Origin of the sequence: Pantoea sp. 1B4 (assembly GCF_016925765.1) — a bacterium.
Classification (GTDB): domain Bacteria; phylum Pseudomonadota; class Gammaproteobacteria; order Enterobacterales; family Enterobacteriaceae; genus Pantoea; species Pantoea agglomerans.
The window spans coordinates 1,567,950-1,587,997 of record NZ_JAEUWZ010000001.1 but is presented as its reverse complement, the minus strand read 5'-3'; the positions used below and the strand labels follow the sequence as shown (position 1 = coordinate 1,587,997).

Below are 20,048 nucleotides of genomic sequence, written 5' to 3'. Positions count from 1 at the left end.
TTTTTTTTTATCACTGTATTCTCTTAAACATCGATGCCTGGATAAGTTTTATTCCCTGGTCCCTGCCACTTCGTTGCTTCTTTCGCAGGGTTTTTACACTTCATCAACCCCCCACGGATCCACCCACCCCAGCGCATTCGGTGCATACTGGTAGAGGTTGATCCCGCCCGCCAGCCCTATCGGATCCTGCTGGGTAAAACGTCCGCCGTCCGGGTCATAATAACGAAACAGATTGTAGTGCAGTCCGGTTGATTCGGCCCCTGCGGTGCCTCACCCCCCTGGGGCCATCGCTGAAGCGATGTTCAAATTTGCTTAAGCAAATTTGTTCCGGTCAAGGTACTGGACCTGCATACGCAGGTTCTGCTCCACCACAGGAACACGCTGGCTGGACTCACGCAGCAGCTTGCCCCACGGGCTGTTGATACCTTCCCAGGCTTTTTGCCCTTCAGCGTCAGTCAGCAGCTCCGGCATTCCGTTGGCCGCATTATGGAACCAGTAAATCTCCGGGCTTTCCACACCATCAATACGCGCCAGCGGCTCATAGCTCTGGCTGTCGCTGTAAACGTAGGTCAGCGGGATCCCGTCGTGGATTTCCTGCAGCAGACGGTAGCCTTCCCACACAAAGCGCGTCGTGACGGCGTTGCCAGATGGCCTGCCCTGTAACAGCTGCTGGCTGGTTTTACTGATGCGGCGCCCAAGCGGATCGTAGCGGAAACTCACCTTAGTGCGCGGCTTATTACGGTCCCGTGGCTCGCTGATGACGTCCGTCAGGCGATGCTCACCATCGTAGCGATATCGCCAGCGGGGCTGGTGATAATACTGACAGTTACACGCCGTCGATGGTCCTGTCCGGTAAGTGGCTAAGGGAGGCAGGGTTTGAGACGGGGCAGGCGGCCAGAGTTAGGGTTGGAGCAGGCTGTATTACCCTGGCGGCGGACTGCTAAAGTAAAAGCCGAAAGGATCGCTGGGATCACTTCCGGTTTTTTAGTTTTTCCTTATTTTTTCGTATAGAGCGGCAATATGAACTAATTCTTTTATCAGTATATCTTCGCCTGGCCAATCGATAATAAAACGTGGATACGCAGGCATATAAACCTTTGGATTCATTACCCTAATCATTTCTTCCAGTTCTTTTTTTTACCTGAGTCAACGCCTGGATAGAGAGAGGTGCTTTCTCATTGCGTTCATGCCGACTAATAGCGTCAACTACCTTTTTTGAGGGCGTCATTCAATAATAATTCAGAAGTAGACTTCACAATAAATTCCCATATTTCCAAGATTGAAGAATAAAAAATTAATCTGCACTATCATTGTACTGAGTGCCATATTCAGATTGCGCAGCTGCTCTACCTTTGATTATTGTTATACTTGGAGCTATCTGCCATTTTTTATTGCAGTCATACCATTTCATTCTGGAGGCAATGCCAAACCAGCTCTATTCATCTGCGAAGTAAAGGTTTAAAAAATATTGCTCCTTAGCTTTGGCTGCCTTTCCATAATCATGGGACTGCGTCCCAAACTAATTATTTCCAACCTTTTACATGGATAAATTTTCAAATTCTACAGAGTCAAATAATTATTTCCTCTGCGCTCTATTAACCCGACAAAAATCCTTTAGGATTAATGATGTTATGAAATGTAAAACAAAAAAGATCATTACCTACGATTTTTTTCTCTTACTTGCGTAAGTAACATAACATCATATGCATCTTGCCCGCTTTGTTGTGCTTTATGTGATTCTTCTTCACTTATTTCATATTTAACATCTTTATTGACAATTCCACCTGCATCATAATTTATATAGTATCTCCCATCCTCATGAGTGATAAACATACCATAACCACTAAATATAAGCTTTTCCATGACTTCCCCCTTAAATTATATTTTACTAATTATTGCCTTCGCGAGTGGTGTAGGATCAATAGCTGCTTCCGGAATCCCTCCTGATGTATACCCACCAGGCACCCAAAAATCATTTGCACCCAACTCATTGCCAGATGGCATACGTAATCCTGTTGGATTGGGTATGTCGATCCTCACTGGCGCATTTCCCAATTCTCCTTTCGGCAATCCTAACAATTTCTCAATTGTAGGCACATGACCGCCAGCTCGACTAATTACATCATCTGCAACTGATTTAGGCATAACAAAATGCCCTCCTTGCGGTCCAATCTCTGAATACTTTGGATTTACTCCCCACGCGATTTTTGACACACCCCCTTCGAACTTTGATAAATGCTCAGCCACATAAGCAGGTTCAAGGTAAGTTTTAGGATTAGGGAAAGGATTGTTAACTTTATCCCTACCGCGAACTGCCTTATAAGCTTTTGCCGCTCACCCTCTACTTGAGAATACACCTTTAGTGTTTTTCTGGAATGCATTCCACGCATTCTTACAACTCAACCCCCAAGGATCCACCCAGCCCAGCGCATTCGGCGCATACTGGTAAAGGTTGATCCCGCCCGCCAGCCCTATCGGGTCCTGCTGGGTAAACCGTCCGCTGTCCGGATCATAATAACGAAACAGATTGTAGTGCAGTCCGGTTGATTCGGCCCCTGCGGTGCCTCACCCCCCCTGGGGCCATCGCTGAAGCGATGTTCAAATTTGCTTATGCAAATTTGTCCCGGTCCAGGTACTGGCCCTGCATACGCAGGTTCTGCTGAACGACCGGCATCCGCTGGCTGGATTCACGCAGCAGCTTGCCCCACGGGCTGTTGATACCTTCCCAGGCTTTTTGCCCTTCACCGTCAGTCAGCAGCTCCGGCATTCCATTGGCCGCATTATGGAACCAGTAAATTTCCGGGCTTTCCACACCATCAATACGCGCAAGTGGTTCATAGCTCTGGCTGTCGCTGTAAACGTAGGTCAGCGGGATCCCGTCGTGGATTTCCTGCAGCAGGCGGTAGCCTTCCCACACAAAACGCGTCGTGACGGCGTTGCCAGACGGCCTGCCCTGTAACAACTGCTGGCTGGTTTACTGATGCGGCGTCCAAGCGGATCGTAGCGGAAACTCACCTTAGTACGCGGCTTATTGCGGTCCCGCGGCTCGCTGATCACATCCGTCAGGCGATGCTCACCATCGTAGCGATAAAGCCAGCGGGTATGGCCGTCATCTTTCTCAGTGGTACGGCCATGGATATCGTACTGCCAGCGGATACCGTTCAGTTCGGTGACGCGGTTATGCATGACATGAGCGGCATTATGGCGATCCAGCGGGTTGCCTGCGCTATCCCAGCGCCACTGTTCATTACCCGGCTGCACACCGTCCTGAGACAACAGCCGGCCGGCGTTATCGTAGTTCCATAATATCTGGCTGAACGGATTATCGTCGCGCTCTTCACGAATCAGGTTGTTGCCGTAATTGAAGTCGCGCCGGCGGGACCAGACGCGCGGTGCAGGTCGCTGTGAGTCACCCTTAAACACGTCACGGCGGCGCAGTTTGCCTAAGCGGTCATACTCACTGCGCATGGTCAGGCCGCCCTGCGTCCGGCTCAGCTCCCGATGCAGCGTGTCACGGGTAAATTCAGTGACCGGCAGGTTGTCTAATGCGATGCTCAGTAAATGGCCGCTACCGTAATAAAGCTGCTTCAGGTTGCGGCCATCCGGCAGGGTTAAGGCAGTGCAGTTGCCCAGCGCGTCATACTCCCAGGCCAGTTCGCCCTGCTCCCCCCTGCTCAGCAACGATGCGGCCCAGCGCATCATACTTAAAGGTAATCTCCTGCTCGGCCTGCTGGCTCCACTCGGTGTCAGACAGCGGCAGATGCTGCGACACTTTACCCAGCTGACCCCCACCGCTGTAGTGATAGCGCGTCTGGCCTTCCGGCGTGGTTCGCGCCAGCAGTTGCCCCGCACGGCTCCAGTGATAGCGATGGGTAATGGACTGAGAATGTCCGGCGGCAAAGGTGCGTGATACCGTGCGGCCCGCCGCATCATAGTCGTATCGTGTGGCAATGCCATCCAGCCCGACCTGGGCCAGCAACAGAGAATCTGCGCCCCACTCGAACTGATACTGCTCGCCGTTCTCGTTTTGCAGCGCCGTCAACCGGCCACGGCTGTCTCAGCTTCGCTGAACTGTCTCACCCTGCGCATTACGGTTGGCGATCAATCGCCCGACATTGTCGTAACGGAATTCACTGCGCTTGCCATCAGCCGATTCATAGGCCAGCGGCAGTCCGTTTTACTCGTGTACCGGAAGCGGAGCTTTTATTGCAGTTCGAGCCTATAGTCCAGTTGCCCGAAGAAGAGCTGAACGTGGTTCGGAAAGTGCTTGAGAGCTTGATTATCAAGTACCAGATCAGTCGCTGAGATTCAGCACGGCAGGCAGAAAATAAGAGAGAACAACAATGTTTAACACGAGTCGGAAGGATTGAAGCATCGTCAGTCCGCTTACCACAAGCAACTTAGCAGGAATTGATCATAGCTGAACACGATTCTATTGCAGTCGGGAAAATTCCATAAGCGGAGTACCTCTGTATTGTGGGTTAACGTCATAAAAAAAGTGACCGCTGAACCCCGCAGCTTAACATTACGGGTAATTAGCTGGCAGAAGTGGAATTTGCGGAAAAATCGGCGTCAGTCTCAAGATGCTGAGCGGCTGTATGGTGCTGATTCCCGACAGCCGCGAGGAAACAAGGCTACGCTATGAGCAGGCACGGCGAGTGACAGAACAGACCCGAAAGCAGGCGCTGGCGCGGCTGCCTCAAGTCAGCGGTTAAAATAATAAAGCCAGAAGGACCATTGAAATACCTTCAGCATATTATCAGCAAAAGTGAAAATAAATATCGCTGATTAATTCACCATCATGCTCTTCGACAGTAAGTTTTTTTTACTCTATTAAAATCTGCCAAAATGCCTTTAACAGGCACATCCTCCCTTGAAATAAGCTCATAAAAAGGTTCTCTTTCACCTTCTGGCACATACTTATCTATTAAATAGACAAGTTTTTCTCTTAACTCTTTCTCTGTCATAGGATTTACTCTGGGATAATATCGACTTTGTCGAAGAGTACTGAGTAACCTTTCTCAGTCGGCAATAATTGCAGTGCACCACCTCTACCATATTGTGGATATGCACTTGTGAAAAGCTCATATCCCGGTCCCTTGTCGCCATTGGCCAGCGGAACTTTAACCTGTGGAACACCATTCTTGTAAAGCTGTAAAGTATCAAATTCTCCTAATAATCGGGCATCGCTCCACGATTCAGGATTACCTTTTTCATAGAAGATTTGATAAGCATCCCTAGCCTCACTGCCAGTTTTATATTTTGTATAACCAAAATAACTTAATGGAGCTGACTTACTTTCCATAGTTTGCTTAGCAAACTTAGTGTTCATATAACGATAAGCAGTAGAAGGCATGGTCGCACTTGGTCCATCTGGGCCCACATAAAAATCAGGTTTACACCTACTTAACCCCCACGGATCCACCCATCCCAGCGCGTTCGGCGCATACTGGTAAAGGTTGATCCCGCCCGCCAGTCCTATCGGGTCCTGCTGGGTAAACCGTCCGCTGTCCGGGTCATAATAACGAAACAGATTGTAGTGCAGTCCGGTTTCCCGGTCCAGGTACTGGCCCTGCATACGCAGGTTCTGCTCCACCACAGGAACACGCTGGCTCGACTCGCGCAGCAGCTTGCCCCACGGGCTGTTGATCCCTTCCCAGGCTTTTTGCCCTTCACCGTCAGTCAGCAGCTCCGGCATTCCGTTGGCCGCATTATGGAACCAGTAAATCTCCGGGCTTTCAACACCATCAATACGCGCCAGCGGCTCATAGCTCTGGCTGTCGCTGTAAACGTAGGTCAGCGGAATGCCGTCGTGGATTTCCTGCAGCAGGCGGTAGCCTTCCCACACAAAGCGCGTCGTGACGGCGTTCCCCGACGGTCTTCCCTGCAACAGCTGCTGGCTGGTTTTACTGATGCGGCGCCCAAGCGGATCGTAGCGGAAACTCACCTTAGTACGCGGCCTATTACGGTCCCGCGGCTCGCTGATGACGTCTGTCAGGCGATGCTCACCGTCGTAACGGTAGCGCCAGCGGGTGTGACCGTCATCTTTCTCAGTGGTACGGCCATGAATATCGTACTGCCAGCGGATACCGTTCAGTTCAGTGACGCGGTTATGCATGACATGAGCAGCACTATGGCGATCCAGCGGGTTGCCTGCGCTATCCCAGCGCCACTGTTCATTACCCGGCTGCGCACCGTCCTGTGACAACAGTCGCCCGGCGTTATCGTAGTTCCATAATGTCTGGCTGAACGGATTATCGTCGCGCTCTTCGCGGATCAGGTTGTTGCCGTAATCAAAGTCGCGACGCCGGGACCAGACGCGCGGTGCAGGTCGCTGTGAGCCACCCTTAAACACGTCACGGCGGCGCAGTCTGCCTAAGCGATCGTACTCACTGCGCATGGTCAGGCCGCCCTGCGTCCGGCTCAGCTCCCGATGCAGCGTGTCACGGGTAAACTCGGTGACCGGCAGGTTGTCTAACGCAATGCTCAGCAGATGGCCGCTGCCATAGTAAAGCTGCTTGAGATTACGACCATCCGGCAGGGTTAAGGCAGTGCAGTTGCCCAGCGCGTCATACTCCCACGCCAGTTCGCCCTGCTCCCCCCTGCTCAGCAACGATGCGGCCTAGCGCATCGTACTTAAAGTTAATCTCCTGCTCGGCCTGCTGGCTCCACTCGGTGTCAGACAGCGGCAGATGCTGCGACACTTTACCCAGCTGGCCGCCGCCACTGTAGTGATAGCGCGTCTGGCCTTCCGGCGTGATCCGCGCCAGCAGTTGCCCCGCACGGCTCCAGTGATAGCGATGGGTAATGGACTGAGGATGTCCGGCGGCAAAAGTGCGTGATACCGTGCGGCCCGCCGCATCATAGTCATATCGTGTGGCAACGCCATCCAGCCCGACCTGGGCCAGCAACAGAGAATCTGCGCCCCACTCGAACTGATACTGCTCACCGTTCTCATTTTGCAGCGCCGTCAACCGGCCACGGCTGTCCCAGCTTCGCTGAACTGTCTCACCCTGCGCATTGCGGTTGGCGATCAATCGCCCGACATTGTCGTAACGGAATTCACTGCGCTTGCCATCAGTCGACTCATAGGCCAGCGGCAGTCCGTTTTCACTCCAGTGCAACCGCTCTTCCCATCCTTCTGCGCGTTCCAGCTGAAGAGGACGGCCTGCTGCATCATAGTGATAACGGGTTTCTTCACCATCCGGCGCGATGACACAGCTGAGCCAGCCCAGGGGATGATAACGGTAGCGCGTGGTCAGCCCTGAACAGTCGGTTTCACGGATAACCTGGCCGGCATCATTAAACTCACGGCGGTAGCTATTACCTGCTGCGTCAGTCTCTTCGACAACCAGTCCGAACTCATCCCGCTGATAGAGCGTGCTTTGCCCGAGCGCATCAACAACGCGCTCAAGGCCGTGATGGGGATCGTAATAGTATTTCGTTGTGGAACCGTCTGCTCCGGCAACAACCGTGGGCAGCGAACGGTGTGACAGCCATTGCACCGCCTGCACACCACCGTCAGCATCCTTCTCTTCAACACGGTTGCCCAGATCGTCATAGGTGAAGATCACCGCGTTGCCCAGCGGATCGATGCGACGCGTCAGGAGTTCGTTTTCATCCCACTCATAACGCCACTTCTCGCCGCGCTCGTCGATAAAACAGGTGATGAGCCCCGCGGCATTCCAGTGGTGTTCGCGCTGCTGACCGTCATAGGTCGACACGCGGGTGATGCCCGCCTCAAGATCGTAATGCATGTGGCAGCCATCACCGCTGTTGGTGCGGTTTTCTACAACGCGCCAGTGATCCAGCTTCTGCCAGCGATATTCACTCTCCAGCCCGCCCGGCAGTTGGTGCCAGACCATTAACCCTTCGTCGTTGTAACGGAAGCGTCGTGAGACAACGCCTGCGGCATCAGTAACGCTGGCAAGCTGGCCCCGATCATTGTAGGTCCAGCGTGCTAATGGCCAGTGCTGATCGCCATCAAAATGGCTGGCTGATGTCGGACGCCGCGCGTGCTGTTTGTCGTCGTAGTGCAGCGTGACGTCAATCGCCAGCGGCGCGTCATGGATACGCACCAGGCGGGCCTGTTCATCCCAGCCCATCTCCAGCGCATTACCGTACTCGTCGCTCAGTGAAGCCAGGCGCAGCACCTGCGGATCAGCGGCCGTGCGCCTGTAAAGACGCCATACCGCACCGTCGTCATCGGCAATGGCGATATCGCCAGACTCGTTGCGCCGTACCATCAGCCCTTCGCTGATGCTGTAAAGCACCTCTTTGTCACCGGGAACGTCAAAGCTCAGCTCGCGCCCGTTGTCATCAAACCAGGTTGCCCGATTCCCTTCCAGCGTCAGGTAGCTGTCAAACACCGTGGCCCAGCCCTGACCAAACAGGCCAGCGCGCTGGGTCAGACTGTTATAGCTGCGCTGAAAACTGAGCGGGAAACGTCCGGGGAGGGAAAAATCACGCTCGGCATCATCATTAAGGACTTTGACGCCGGTCGCCGCATGAACCGGAAACAGCGACGAGAAGGCCGCATTGATAGCCATGTCCGCCGCCATACCGCCCACGGCACCGGCCAGCGCGCAGGGCATGTTTTTGATGATCTGACTGGGGCGACCACGGATGAGGGAAAGGCCGATCATCATCACGGCCAGACCTGGCACCTTGCCACTTTTGATCTCTCTGACCGTGACGGTTTCACCACCAATGATGACATTGGGGGAAACATCGTCGCTCACGGTGGCGTCACAGGTGGTTTTATCCTTTGCGCGCACCGCAGGCTGGCCATTGATAAAGACGCTTTTCGACCCCTGAGCCAGATATTGCGGTGCACTGTGTTTTTCACAAGCCACTTTGTCCTGCTCCAGCGGAGAGGTGCCCGCATCAGCGGAGGCTACCGTGGGCTGCCACATTGCACTGCCAAACTGGCCGACCGCAGAGAGCAACATGCCGCCATAGTCGGCGAAGCTCTGCGGCGATTGTGGTTCCGGTGGCGGTGTCTCGCCGGGCGTGAGCATCCCGGCCGCGCGTGCGGCTAAAAGACCATTAACGTAGACATTCACTGATCCAGTGGCGATTACTCCGGCAGGTGACGGCGGGAATATCATGTTTCCCAGCCCATCGGCCGCTTTGCTGATCTCTTGTGACAGACCAACGGCATTGGCCAGTACACCACCCAGAATACCGCTGAGCAGGCAACTGTTACCCACGGCTGCCACACTCGCCGCTGCCGCCCCTGTGCCTAGCAGGGGCGCTGCCGAGACGATAGCAGCACCCACTGCGGCACCAATGACGGCATAGGCCGCACCTTCCGCAACAATGCTCGTGATATCAGCGAAAATGCTGGAGTGAATGATCTCGTCGCCCACGCGGGCAGCAGGGTTATCCATAGGTTATGCTTTCCGTGGATTGTTCAGACTCAGGCTTTGTTTAAATGCACTCCAGCGCTGTCCATCCTCTTCATTGAATGGACGCATGGCTGATAGCGTAAAAATCATTAAGATGTTCGAATCAGGCACCTGTGTAGCCAGCTGTTTCTGCCACACTGCCTGCCCGTTACGGTCAAATACGGTTTCAACTTCTACCGCGTGTAATGTGTTATCTACACCTGCCATCAAACGTACAAATTCAGTCTGCTGGATATGGCCCATCTGACTCCGCAATGTGTCCCACTGACGCTGGAACTCTTTTTCCGCATCACTGCCCTCAGAAATAACGCCACGGCTCACAACCCATGCCAGCCCACTGGCTTCATCGCGGAGAATATTCATGGTGGTGTCCTGCCAGGCAGCAGGAAAAAGCGCAAAGGCGCCCTCATTGAATTGGTAATGCATAATAGATATCCATATGGGGAAAGTAAAAATGGAATGTTATTAACAGCAGAGGGAGTAACTATTTATTTGCATCATAATCGGGTGCGATACCCGTATGTGATTCAATCAATCTTTCTTTTTCTACCCAGCCATTAGCCTGATTTCCGTCATTAGCCACATACATTACGCTGTAATATTTTCCATATTCGACGTAAGCATATAATTCATTGCCAGGCACCACAAAAACGTCTTTCTCTACACAACGGCCATCAGGTGCAGAATAAAATTGCAGCCGTCCTGACCCGCCAACCCTGTAGACATTATCTGTATTGTCGAAACGCACGCCTTTTGCGTTAGCAGCATCACTCAAAATCTGGCATGCGTTATTGGCAAACACGGCCAGAGGCAATGAAAATGCTATTAAAGATAAAACTTTGACCATAAAAATCCTGTCATATTTAATAATGCTATTCACATCAGAGGAATATAAAATGATTTAATTCTGCGTTACGCTTTACACAGAATATTTTCAATACTCCGTATTAATCGACATCATAATATGACTGATTTTTTTATTCTCAAGCTGGAAAGAAATACGTTTACTGTCAGCGTCATAGTATAACCAGTGCTGATTGTTACTTTCATCCACTGTGCCCTGACCATACTTGCTGACCAGCACATCCTCACTGTCACCGATTTCTACGCCTCTGGCTGTTTTGATCGCAGGCGTGTTGATGGTGATCTGTGCAATGAGGTAGCTATCGATATCACGCTGCTTCTTTTGCCAGAACAGGTTGGCAGTGTAGATTTCAAAACCATCATATTTATGCTGGTAATACTTATAGCTGGTGTCACCGACAGGCACGTCGCCAACGAAGTTTTCACTTATCTGCGCGCCCACCTGCTTCTGAATTTCACTGCTCCAATCGTCACCTAAAGTTAAACCATGATGATTTATTATCACATAAAAGTCAGATTTTTTTAGTTGAGTACTGGAGTTACCAGCCATTACACAGTGAGAATGAAAAGAAAAAATAAATGAAAGCAGCACACCCAATCGAAAATTACGTTTACTTTTAAGATGAGCCATTTTAAAAAACTCCATTTGCATAGAATCTGCAAACATCGTATTTAATGGTGCGCATACATGACGCACCATCAAATAATGATTTAATTACTCGAAACCATTCTTCCACTTTCCGTCTTCAGACAGCACGATTTTATTATTAACGACAACCGTAAGGTTACTAATTACATTGTTGATAATATAGGTTGCATCATGATTGCGGAATTTATAACTCAGCACCGCGCAGGTTGCTTGACCACAATCACTTTTCGTGGCTTTACCTTTTAATCTGACAACTGCACCATCTGATTTTCTTACACCCTCATAACTAACGTCATTACACTCCGACCCAGCAGCACAGAGCGAAGTTATTTTGATTTTAAATTTTGCGGTCTCAAAAACTTTCTCGCCATCTTTTTGACTATCTTTTTTGGTTCTTATCGGGAGTGGTTGACTTATCTTTATCAAAGCGTTTTGCCCACAATGCAATATCATCCTGCATATTATTACTTGCACGATCATTACTTACATAATGTATTTTATCATCCTCAGGCAGCATCCATGCAGCATACACTTTACCGTCAGGCTGTATAACAAATGCTGAAGCCTGCTCAAGGTAAAGATCTTTTAGCCAGCCCTCAACGAATATACCACCACTCTCTGTTTTATGAGGTTCGCCAAAAACATCAAAATTCTGGCTGAAGTTATTGTACTCACTACCTAGCACAGACTTTAAACTGGAAACGACTTTCTGGTCTTTAAAAATACTTGAAACATTGTTCAGACTATTATATTGAGAGAAAAACGACTGGGTATTGGATGCTGCTGCAACACCTATTGAGCCACTTGTAAAAACAGCCAGAAAAAATAACTTAATAAATAAATTCATTTCACTCACCTGAAACCTTTAAAAATTCGGCAATTTCATTAGTATATCGCTTGGTCAAACCGTTTGAATAATGATCCCACCAGTTATATGAAACACCATTTTTCACCGCAGTGGTTGAACCATATATTCACTTGTTATAATTCAACATTGAGCTAACAAGGTCGTCTTAGGCCAAAACTGAACTCAGGGTCTTACCTGCACGTACAAAACTTTAGTTGCTTCAGGTTTCACAGGTAGTGAAAGCATAGTAATTCAGCAGAGCGGAAAAATCGCCTTCATTAAGGATTGGAACGGACGATCCCGTGCTGGATTCGGCCCTTGCACTGCAGGATAAAAACAGGAGAACATGCACAAAGATAAGACTGGCGAAAAAAGGTTTTACAATCACTGTATTTTATCGGAGTAAGTGATAAAAATAAGAGAGCATTTGTATTTATTCACTAATTCAGCGCGATTAAATTAATTTAATATAAATTCAAAATGAAATTATGAGTGCGAGGGGGGGGCAAAACATCACCACCCCGAAAAAATACCCTAACATTTATTAACTTTATACTTATCATTCAAGCTGAAGAAAAAATGGCGTTTTGAAAAAAATTATCACTCCCACTTACCACTTTGCTCTACAAGTTTTTTATTACCCTGCATTACCTTTAACGCAAGTGGATTAAAGTGCACAATATAATCTACACCGCTATTTTTAAAAATCATTCCGTCGGCTTTATTTGAATTAACAGGCTGCGTGGTTTTACCTTCAAGAGTGATTTGTTTCCCATCTTTATTTCTCAGGCCAAAGTATTTAACTTTATCACATACAGTATAAAACCCTCCACAACCATTCACTAAAGTAATGGTAAAATCAGATGTTGAAAAAACTTTCATATCTGATTTTAAATTCTCCTGATTTACTTCTTTATCGAGCGTGTAATTTTTAGGCGCATAGAACTCACCATTCTCAGGATCTTTAATTAACGTCCACATGACTTTATTATCTTTAATTTCTAAACTTGCTTTACCTTTTACCCCACCAAAAGCAGAATCAAAATCAATCAAAGCATTATTTCCATTTGCAACACCTTTGAGATTTTTTTGTTCATTATCAGGACAATCTATTTTATTACCGCTTCTGGTAACATAGCAATAGCTACCCATTATGTTATTATTTTTCTGTTTTAACTTTAATGTTAACGTTGAATATAATGATCCATTATCATTTTTTTCCTGCCCACTCCACTGACCAGTAAAGTCGCTAGCAGCAAACAAGGATAATGAAGATGTTGACAACAAAACCGCTAAGCTAAATCTAACTTTTTTCATTTAATTAACCTTTAAAATCCAGACAATCATTGACCCTATTAATCCAGCCGGTAAGATTAGGTAAGTTTTTAGGATCAGATATAGTCAGGTTAGTATAATATTGCTTTCTGATTTCAGCAATACTATCGGTTAGTTTACCTGAATCTTCGACACTATTCATAGCTGAAATTGTATCAGGTCCAATGACACCATCAACACTCAAATTTTTTCCATATTGGCTATTTAAGAGTTTTTGAATCTGCTTTCCGGCCCCTCCAGATGTAATGCTCCAGTCATAGGACATTAAAGCTAATTTAGGATCTTGGATGTCATTAAAACCACTTGGGTCCCAATATCTTTTCTTGTAAATAACCTCAGCCTGTTCTGGAGTGATTTTTTTCAGATTTTCTAATGTCGGCTCAACCCCTAAATCTTCTTTTGAATATTTTTTCCATGTATTCCAGGCAATACCATGGTTTGTTGGACCGCCCTTGTCAGATGCACGATTTGCATAGCCTCCTTCATGTCTTAAAATTATTGGCGAAATGGTTGAAAAATTGTCACCATTTTTTGGTGCAGCCGCCCCTTTCGCCGGTGCAGCCGCAGCTTTTGGCGCAGCCGGAGCCGCCTGTCCTTTCTGCTTCGGCGGGAAAAGATTCTCTACGGCCTGGCTGATATTCTGTTTATGACTGGAGCCCGGTGCGCTTGTGCCCGGCTTCGCGCCATCCGTGTTCAGGTTCAGTTTGCCGCCAGAGGTGGTGATATGGCCATCGCCCTGCACGAAAATATTGAACCCCTTGCCCACAATATTAATCTGGCCGTTCGCATTCAGTTCGATAGCACTCTCTCCGCACTCAAGGCGAAGTTTAGTCCCCGAACCCACTACATAGGTATCGACCACCGCATCGAGTTTGCTCTTACCGGTCAGCCGCTCTTCGCCCCCTTTTACACCGTGGACACGGTTGGTTTCGACACGGTAGAGCTCATTGCCGCCCGCGTAATGGCTGTGATTGTTGGCGACTGAATGGCTGGCGTCATTTTTAACATGGGTATCCATGTTCTTCTGCGCCTGAATCCACAGGTGTTCCTCACCCGACTTATCCTCAAACCTTAACGCGTTCGCGGTGTCCGCCGTGCCATCCTTCGACCGGCTCAGAAAGCCCATCTGCGTCGCTGCCGCCGGCAGCGCCCACGGCGGCATACTCGCCTCGTTGTAAACCCGGCCGATGATCAGCGGACGATCCGGATCGCCGTTGATGAAGTCCACCACCACTTCGTCGTTCACTCGCGGGATCTGCACCCCGCCAAATCCCTGGCCCGCCCAGGCGCTGGAGACGCGCACCCAGCAGGAGCTGGTATCGTCGCCCTTCGCCAGCCGGTCCCAGTGAAACTTCACCTTCACCCGGCCGTAGCGGTCGGTCCAGATCGACTCGCCTTTCGGACCCACCACCTTCGCCGTCTGCGGGCCGTGCGTTTTCGGCCACACCGTTTCCGGCGGCGTGCGGTACGTCACCGACGACGGCAGCACCGTGAAGTGGATGTTGTGACGGCTGTCGCCGGTGTCGCCGCTGGCGTAGGCGTTCTCGGCGAAGTCATAGGTCGCCGAGGTCACCAGATACTCGCCGTTGTCGCTGAAGTGCGGCGCGTTGATGATCGAGAAGGTAAAGCCCGGCGCGATGCCGGTGGCCGTGCCCGACCCGCTGACGCTATGGTGCTCGGCCTGCCACACTTCCTGACGGATGCGTGCGTAGGACTCACCGTGGCTGTGGTCGACAAAATGGCCCGGCCAGTCGTAAACGTCCACCGAGCCCGGCACCGGCGACGCCGGGTTCTGCCGCGCCTGCAGCATCCAGGCGTTCGGCTTGCGGAAGTCGTAGTCGTCGGTGCTGTAGATGCCCGGCGTCACGCTCTCCGCCAGCGACCACTGGCTGATGCCCTCCTCAGTGACGACGCCGCCCGACGGGGTGACGTGATAGGCAATGGTCTCATAGCCCGGAAACGCCTGATGCTGGTCCGGCGCGTCGCACAGTACCAGCGTATGTTTGTCCGCCTCATGGCGGAAGAAGTAGTAAATCCCCTCCAGCTCCATCAGGCGGCTGATAAAGTCCAGGCTGCTCTCCTGATACTGCACGCAGTACTCCCACACCCGGTAGCTGCCCGCCAGGCGCGTCTCCACATTGACCCCGTACTCCTTCAGCAGCGTCTGCACAATCTGCGGCACCGTCTGGCTCTGGAAGATGCGCAGGTTGCGGTCGCGCTTCATCGGCCACAGGTCCGGCTCGACCGTCAGCTCATAGACCGCGTAGCGGGTGCCGCTCAGCTCCTGGCTGCGCACCGCCACCCGGGTGATTTTGCCGTTAAGGTAGCGCGGGCTCAGCGCGTTCATCAGCCCGTCGGTCGGCAGCGTAAACGTCACCGTCTTCCCCAGCAGGGCGTGGCGGTCGATGCGCGCGTCGGTGGCCAGCAGTTCAGCGGTGAGCACAAACGGACGGGACAGCGTCTCGGTGCCCTTAAGCGTATGGAACAGCAGGCCGTCCGCCGGCAGCTGTGCGGTAATGCGTGAGAACATAATCAGATTCCGTGCTTATATTAGAGAATGGGTACCAGTACATCATGGCGCTGTCATCCAGCGTATCGATGTGCACCAGCGGCTTCCAGCCACCCCCCCGCGGTCGACAGGTAATGCGTGTCGCGCTGCTGCTTTCACCCACCTTTTGCAACCCGCTATACAGACAGCGCACCGTCCCGTATTAGCTCCTGTGGCGGTGCGGGACTTTAAGCCCGTCATGTCAGGCTTTTTTTAACAGCCAGTCAGACGCATTTATCTCACACTGGCAACCTTCATACGCGGCCCAAACTCCCGGACAGGATGAATCATACGTGGTTAAGTAGTGTCCGATATGGGTTAAACAGATATCTGGAAAGGCAACCGGTATCAGTTCCGCTAGCTTGGGGTTTTTAATAACACAACTTAGTAATGCAGCATTTTTTTCTGGCCGGAGTATAGAGGCATGTCCAGAAGCGCTGTTCGATCGTTTCTCTGGAGAAACCCGGCTTAAGGGGCAAACCAAAGTCCGTATCAAAATTTACAGCCTGTTTCCCTTCTTAATTTAATTAGCCAGCCAGATACCATAATAAATCACTATAGATCCAAGAGAAAGAATGACCTTTGAAAAAACGAACAGCCCTGGCGCCAGTTTATTGATAGCTGGTGAAAACCTCCTGTAATTATCAGCATTATATTTCTTGTGAAAATCCATAATATTGCCAAATATATTGCACAACCCAACAAGTATAAACCTCATACCCCATATAAAAAATAATGACGCACCTAACGCCTCCATTAAATCCCCCTGCGGCGTCCCTGGTAAAACCTGGCATTATCGCTGCCAGTCCTTTAAGCACGAACCCGATAGCGATAATGGCGATAAAAACACCGACAAAAGCTTTACCTAGACCAGCCAGCGTTTTTCTCCCATAGGAAATCTTACTGCTCCAGATAAAAAACTCCGTCACTAATAAAAACAATAAAAATGCTATGATTTCCACGCTATTGTCATCTCTTTTAAAAATCATTTGCCAGCCAGAATCGTTTTAGAAGCGCTAATGATAGCGGTCACGTTTCAACGGTCACAGGTCAGGCTCGGCCGTCAGTTAATAGACCGCATATCGTGTGCCGCTCAGCTCCTGGCTGCGCCCCGCCAGCGGGTGATTTTGCCGTTAAGTTAGCGCGGACTAAGCGCGTTCATCAGGCCATGGGTCGGTAGCGTAAAAGTCACCTGCTTGCCCACCAAAGCATGATGGTCGATACGCGCGTCGGTGAACAGCAGTTCGACGGTGAGCACAAACGGACAACCAGCATTTCGGTGCCCGTAAGCGTATCGAACAGCAGGCCTGCTGCGGTGAAGTAATGCGCGGGAACATGGTTCATCCGTACAGCCAGTGAAGCGAGCCAGTTAAAGTTGAAGGGAAATGATTTTTACTAAAAGTATCTTATGATTAGAAGTAACAGGTGTCAGGATGAAATTATCTTTCTACACAGACTCCTGCCTAAAAAAAGCAAAATCTATGGACATAATTAATAGAGTAACTTTTTCATTTAATATGTGATCTGGATATCAACCAATAAAGACTGAGTAAAATAGGCCAACACCCATTTACTTATGAAATTTTAAATATCTTTTTTTACGCCTTTCATATTCAGGATCGGTTTGATGAGGAAGAATAACCTTGAGCCCCGCACCTATTTGAGATGCAATATAATTTGCGTTTGAAAGATGTTTAGCAAGTTCTGGGTCAGTTGTATCAAACTCTTTGGAGGCCAAACTTCCCAGATTCATGCCATGCAGGACACTTTTATCTTTCTCTTCACCAGTTAGTATTTTTTTTACATAAATAAGCTGCTTCAGAGCAACCTGAAAAACTGTAAACTCCGGCTTTTCCATGGCTCTTTGATTAGTTATATCAATAGCATCATTAATGTAGTCAAGAGCGTTATATTCGTCTTTATTTATTATAACCAAAATGCATCATTCTCGTTTGAGAGCAAAGGCAGATCTAAATTAGAACTTATTGGACCCACCTTATTTATATATAGAGACCAACCAAAAACGCACTCTATAGTAACTTTAATAGAAAACACATGAGAATTAACTCTCTAAAGAGGTGATTAGTCGCAACGAAGTTAATAAAAACCTCAAGATTTTACTTTTTTAAATATCAACAAAAAAAATTAACCCTTAATACCAAAGTCAAGATAACCCTCTGCAGTAATAGCAAAACACCAACTCACTTCCTCATCAAAAAAATAATGATGCTGAGGGGTGTTATTTATTACATAAATTACAAAAGACAAGAATATTTTCGAATCAAGCGAAACTGCATAATCAAGCGACGAATCATTAACATAATAAACTATCTCACCCTCATTTATAAATTCATATAACCCACTTTCCTTAATGAACCCTTCAACTTCTTTTTCAATTTGTGTAGATTTGAAATCAATCAGCTTTTCAATATGTAATCCCAAACACTTCCAGTCTATTTTTTTAGCCTTTCCAATTAAATGACTCAGAGAGCACATCAGCAATTTGCTCCCATTCATTAATTATTCTTGGCTTGGGATGAAACTTATCCATATTCAATGAGAACTCTTGATCTAAATTCATTCTTATCTCCACGGATTTGATAGTAAGTTAAACAATTCCTGTAATCTGTTCACTGATGATTCACGACATCCTTATTTTAAATCTTCTGCACCACATCATCTTCGTTAAGGAAAACTTCAAAATCCATATCTTTCGAACAATAACTAAGGAAAGACTTGCTTGTGTTCGTATCAGAATTGAGAGCAATACATCCGAACCCAACATCATCATGAGGATAAATAGCCACATTTTTTGATAAATTAATATAAAAACAGACCTGGCCAATTACTCCCGCGTGACACATTAACAATCGAGAAAGATCTTTGAAGTCATTAGCATCAAAACTCAACTTTAAAGAACTTGCAGGTAAACAGGAGTCCCCATATAGATAGCTTTCAAAATCATCATTCATAGGAAATACTAACCCTTTATCTTTTACATCCTCGTATAACTTCCCATATTTTTTTATAGTATCAACGTCATCCTCTCTTTCATCATTGAATGAAAGTGCAACCAGAATAATACCCTCATCACCACTAGCCCCGAAAAACCCCTCAAATAAATTGATTGCCTTATCAATTAAGTCATATGAAAAAGCACCTTTTTTTTCAAAATAACCAACCCAATTTTCTGACTGACTAAAACCAGAAAAATTGATATCACTTAGTGAAAAACTACTTGTCAACTTTGATAATTTTACCATCACTCATACCTATAGTTATTTTATGCCTTGGTTTTGGTGCTGACTTACCTATACCAACTTTCCATTCACCTTGCTTGTCACTATGCGAAGTATTACTTTTACTCCAAATTTCGTTAGTGTGGTTGTTCTTATAATCTCCTCCTTTAACTTTAATAAAGTCTTCCGGATGCGATGTTGGGGTTCTGACAATATCTCCTATTTCAGCGCTATTTACTTTTTTCTTAGGGTTATCCAGATGGCATTTGGAGAGCCCCAGCGGATCCACCCAACTCAACGGATTCGGCGCATACTGATAAAGGTTAACCCCACCAGCAAGCCCTATCGGATCCTGGCTCACAAACCTGCCCGCATCCGGATCATAATAGCGAAAGCGGTTATAGTGCAAACCTGTTTCCGCATCGAAGTACTGACCCTGATAGCGCAGCGGCTGATAAACCGGCTCTGCATTCTCCGCAGCTGCCTGCTCTGTGCGCAGCGTATTGCCCCAGGCACGATAGACGGCACGCCAGACCACACTGCCATCAGCACCAGTCAACTCCCGTGGCAGGCCAGACACGTCGTTGTGATACCAGAAGATCTGAGCTTCATGCTCAGTCTCGCCCTGCTGCAGACTTAGCTGCGCCAGCGGTGCAAAGCTGTTATCTTCGTAAATCCAGAGCTGCTGGCGCGAGCCTCTCACCTCACTAATTATTATATTTATACATAATAACCAAATTATGTCATTCCTATTAAAAGCTAAATCAATCCCATCTTATATCAGTATACGGGCTGATATTTTCGATTGTTAGAAACTCCGATTCACAAAAGATAGAGCCCATCTCGCTTTTTATGCTAATTGTAGATTTACCTTGAGAGCTATGAATATCCGGATTGCATATAAAGTTAACCTTGCAGCAATTAGCATTAAAGTTCTTTACTCCATCAAAACCCAGAACAATGTTCATCGCATTATATCCATTACCATCCCATTTCTGAGGGTGTTTTTGAGGAATACCTTTAATGCTGAACAAGAATCTGATGGATGATGTTTCATGAAAGTAGAATCCATTTAATTGAGCGTCTTTTAATTCAAAAACATCACCAAACATATGAGTTATTTTTTCTTTGTGTAAAGCACGTTCAAACCACATAT

The 20,048-nt window shown here is 48.3% G+C and carries 13 protein-coding genes and 8 pseudogenes; 2 read left to right on the top strand and 19 right to left on the bottom strand.

The features are described 5' to 3' along the window. Positions 1-105: 105 nt before the first annotated feature. Positions 106-804, bottom strand: a pseudogene (locus tag JNO11_RS07695) (RHS repeat-associated core domain-containing protein); the annotation flags it as partial. A 17-nt stretch (positions 805-821) separates the two neighbouring features. On the opposite strand from JNO11_RS07695, the pseudogene JNO11_RS07690 reads away from it, so the two are divergent. Beyond that, positions 822-935: pseudogene (locus JNO11_RS07690) on the top strand (SymE family type I addiction module toxin); the annotation flags it as partial. A 721-nt stretch (positions 936-1,656) separates the two neighbouring features. Here the strand turns inward: JNO11_RS07690 and JNO11_RS07685 are convergent. From JNO11_RS07685 to JNO11_RS07675, 3 genes and pseudogenes are all read right to left on the bottom strand, one after another. Continuing rightward, on the bottom strand, positions 1,657-1,863 hold the full coding sequence (locus JNO11_RS07685) for a hypothetical protein (protein ID WP_061901529.1): 207 nt from the start codon (positions 1,861-1,863) through the stop codon (positions 1,657-1,659). A gap of 15 nt (positions 1,864-1,878) precedes the next feature. After that, positions 1,879-2,247 carry a hypothetical protein gene (locus JNO11_RS07680; RefSeq protein WP_325177137.1) on the bottom strand — a complete coding sequence of 123 codons (369 nt, stop codon included), beginning with the start codon at positions 2,245-2,247 and terminating at the stop codon, positions 1,879-1,881. 87 nt (positions 2,248-2,334) lie between these two features. Next, a pseudogene (locus JNO11_RS07675) lies at positions 2,335-4,177 on the bottom strand (RHS repeat-associated core domain-containing protein); the annotation flags it as partial. 23 nt (positions 4,178-4,200) lie between these two features. Here JNO11_RS07675 and JNO11_RS24785 point away from each other — a divergent pair. Beyond that, a pseudogene (locus JNO11_RS24785) lies at positions 4,201-4,305 on the top strand (transcriptional regulator); the annotation flags it as partial. A 454-nt stretch (positions 4,306-4,759) separates the two neighbouring features. On the opposite strand, the pseudogene JNO11_RS07670 reads toward JNO11_RS24785, so the two are convergent. From JNO11_RS07670 to JNO11_RS07600, 15 genes and pseudogenes are all read right to left on the bottom strand, one after another. Beyond that, positions 4,760-4,967 (bottom strand): annotated as a pseudogene (locus JNO11_RS07670) (hypothetical protein). Between the two features lie 5 nt (positions 4,968-4,972). Then, a pseudogene (locus JNO11_RS07665) lies at positions 4,973-9,392 on the bottom strand (RHS repeat-associated core domain-containing protein). A gap of 3 nt (positions 9,393-9,395) precedes the next feature. Next, positions 9,396-9,836: a DcrB-related protein gene (locus JNO11_RS07660; RefSeq protein WP_010246011.1), complete on the bottom strand. Its 441-nt coding sequence runs from the start codon at positions 9,834-9,836 to the stop codon at positions 9,396-9,398. A 58-nt stretch (positions 9,837-9,894) separates the two neighbouring features. Then, the gene (locus tag JNO11_RS07655) at positions 9,895-10,257 is read right to left on the bottom strand and encodes a hypothetical protein (protein ID WP_010669924.1); all 363 of its coding nucleotides are present in this window, start codon (positions 10,255-10,257) and stop codon (positions 9,895-9,897) included. Between the two features lie 87 nt (positions 10,258-10,344). Beyond that, the gene (locus JNO11_RS07650; protein ID WP_235330845.1) at positions 10,345-10,905 is read right to left on the bottom strand and encodes a hypothetical protein; all 561 of its coding nucleotides are present in this window, start codon (positions 10,903-10,905) and stop codon (positions 10,345-10,347) included. Between the two features lie 397 nt (positions 10,906-11,302). Next, positions 11,303-11,770 carry a hypothetical protein gene (locus JNO11_RS07645; protein ID WP_325177135.1) on the bottom strand — a complete coding sequence of 156 codons (468 nt, stop codon included), beginning with the start codon at positions 11,768-11,770 and terminating at the stop codon, positions 11,303-11,305. A 600-nt stretch (positions 11,771-12,370) separates the two neighbouring features. Beyond that, positions 12,371-13,087: a hypothetical protein gene (locus tag JNO11_RS07640; RefSeq protein ID WP_029519015.1), complete on the bottom strand. Its 717-nt coding sequence runs from the start codon at positions 13,085-13,087 to the stop codon at positions 12,371-12,373. Between the two features lie 4 nt (positions 13,088-13,091). Continuing rightward, positions 13,092-15,635 carry a type VI secretion system tip protein TssI/VgrG gene (gene tssI / locus JNO11_RS07635; RefSeq protein ID WP_325177134.1) on the bottom strand — a complete coding sequence of 848 codons (2,544 nt, stop codon included), beginning with the start codon at positions 15,633-15,635 and terminating at the stop codon, positions 13,092-13,094. 668 nt (positions 15,636-16,303) lie between these two features. Then, a complete protein-coding gene (locus JNO11_RS07630) occupies positions 16,304-16,615 on the bottom strand; it encodes a hypothetical protein (RefSeq protein ID WP_325177133.1) in 312 nt (103 codons plus the stop codon). A 108-nt stretch (positions 16,616-16,723) separates the two neighbouring features. After that, a pseudogene (locus JNO11_RS24780) lies at positions 16,724-16,997 on the bottom strand (hypothetical protein); the annotation flags it as partial. Between the two features lie 226 nt (positions 16,998-17,223). Further along, positions 17,224-17,589, bottom strand: a complete 366-nt coding sequence (locus tag JNO11_RS07620) for an immunity protein Tsi6 family protein (protein WP_010246035.1) — start codon at positions 17,587-17,589, stop codon at positions 17,224-17,226. Positions 17,590-17,798: 209 nt separating this feature from the next. Continuing rightward, positions 17,799-18,170, bottom strand: a complete 372-nt coding sequence (locus tag JNO11_RS07615; RefSeq protein ID WP_325177132.1) for a type IV secretion protein Rhs — start codon at positions 18,168-18,170, stop codon at positions 17,799-17,801. A 140-nt stretch (positions 18,171-18,310) separates the two neighbouring features. Further along, positions 18,311-18,916: a hypothetical protein gene (locus tag JNO11_RS07610; protein ID WP_010246040.1), complete on the bottom strand. Its 606-nt coding sequence runs from the start codon at positions 18,914-18,916 to the stop codon at positions 18,311-18,313. Further along, a pseudogene (locus JNO11_RS07605) lies at positions 18,888-19,607 on the bottom strand (RHS repeat-associated core domain-containing protein); the annotation flags it as partial. The gene JNO11_RS07610 and the pseudogene JNO11_RS07605, both read right to left, overlap by 29 nt. A 49-nt stretch (positions 19,608-19,656) precedes the next feature. Next, positions 19,657-20,046: an Imm50 family immunity protein gene (locus JNO11_RS07600; RefSeq protein WP_099258003.1), complete on the bottom strand. Its 390-nt coding sequence runs from the start codon at positions 20,044-20,046 to the stop codon at positions 19,657-19,659. Positions 20,047-20,048 lie beyond the last annotated feature (2 nt).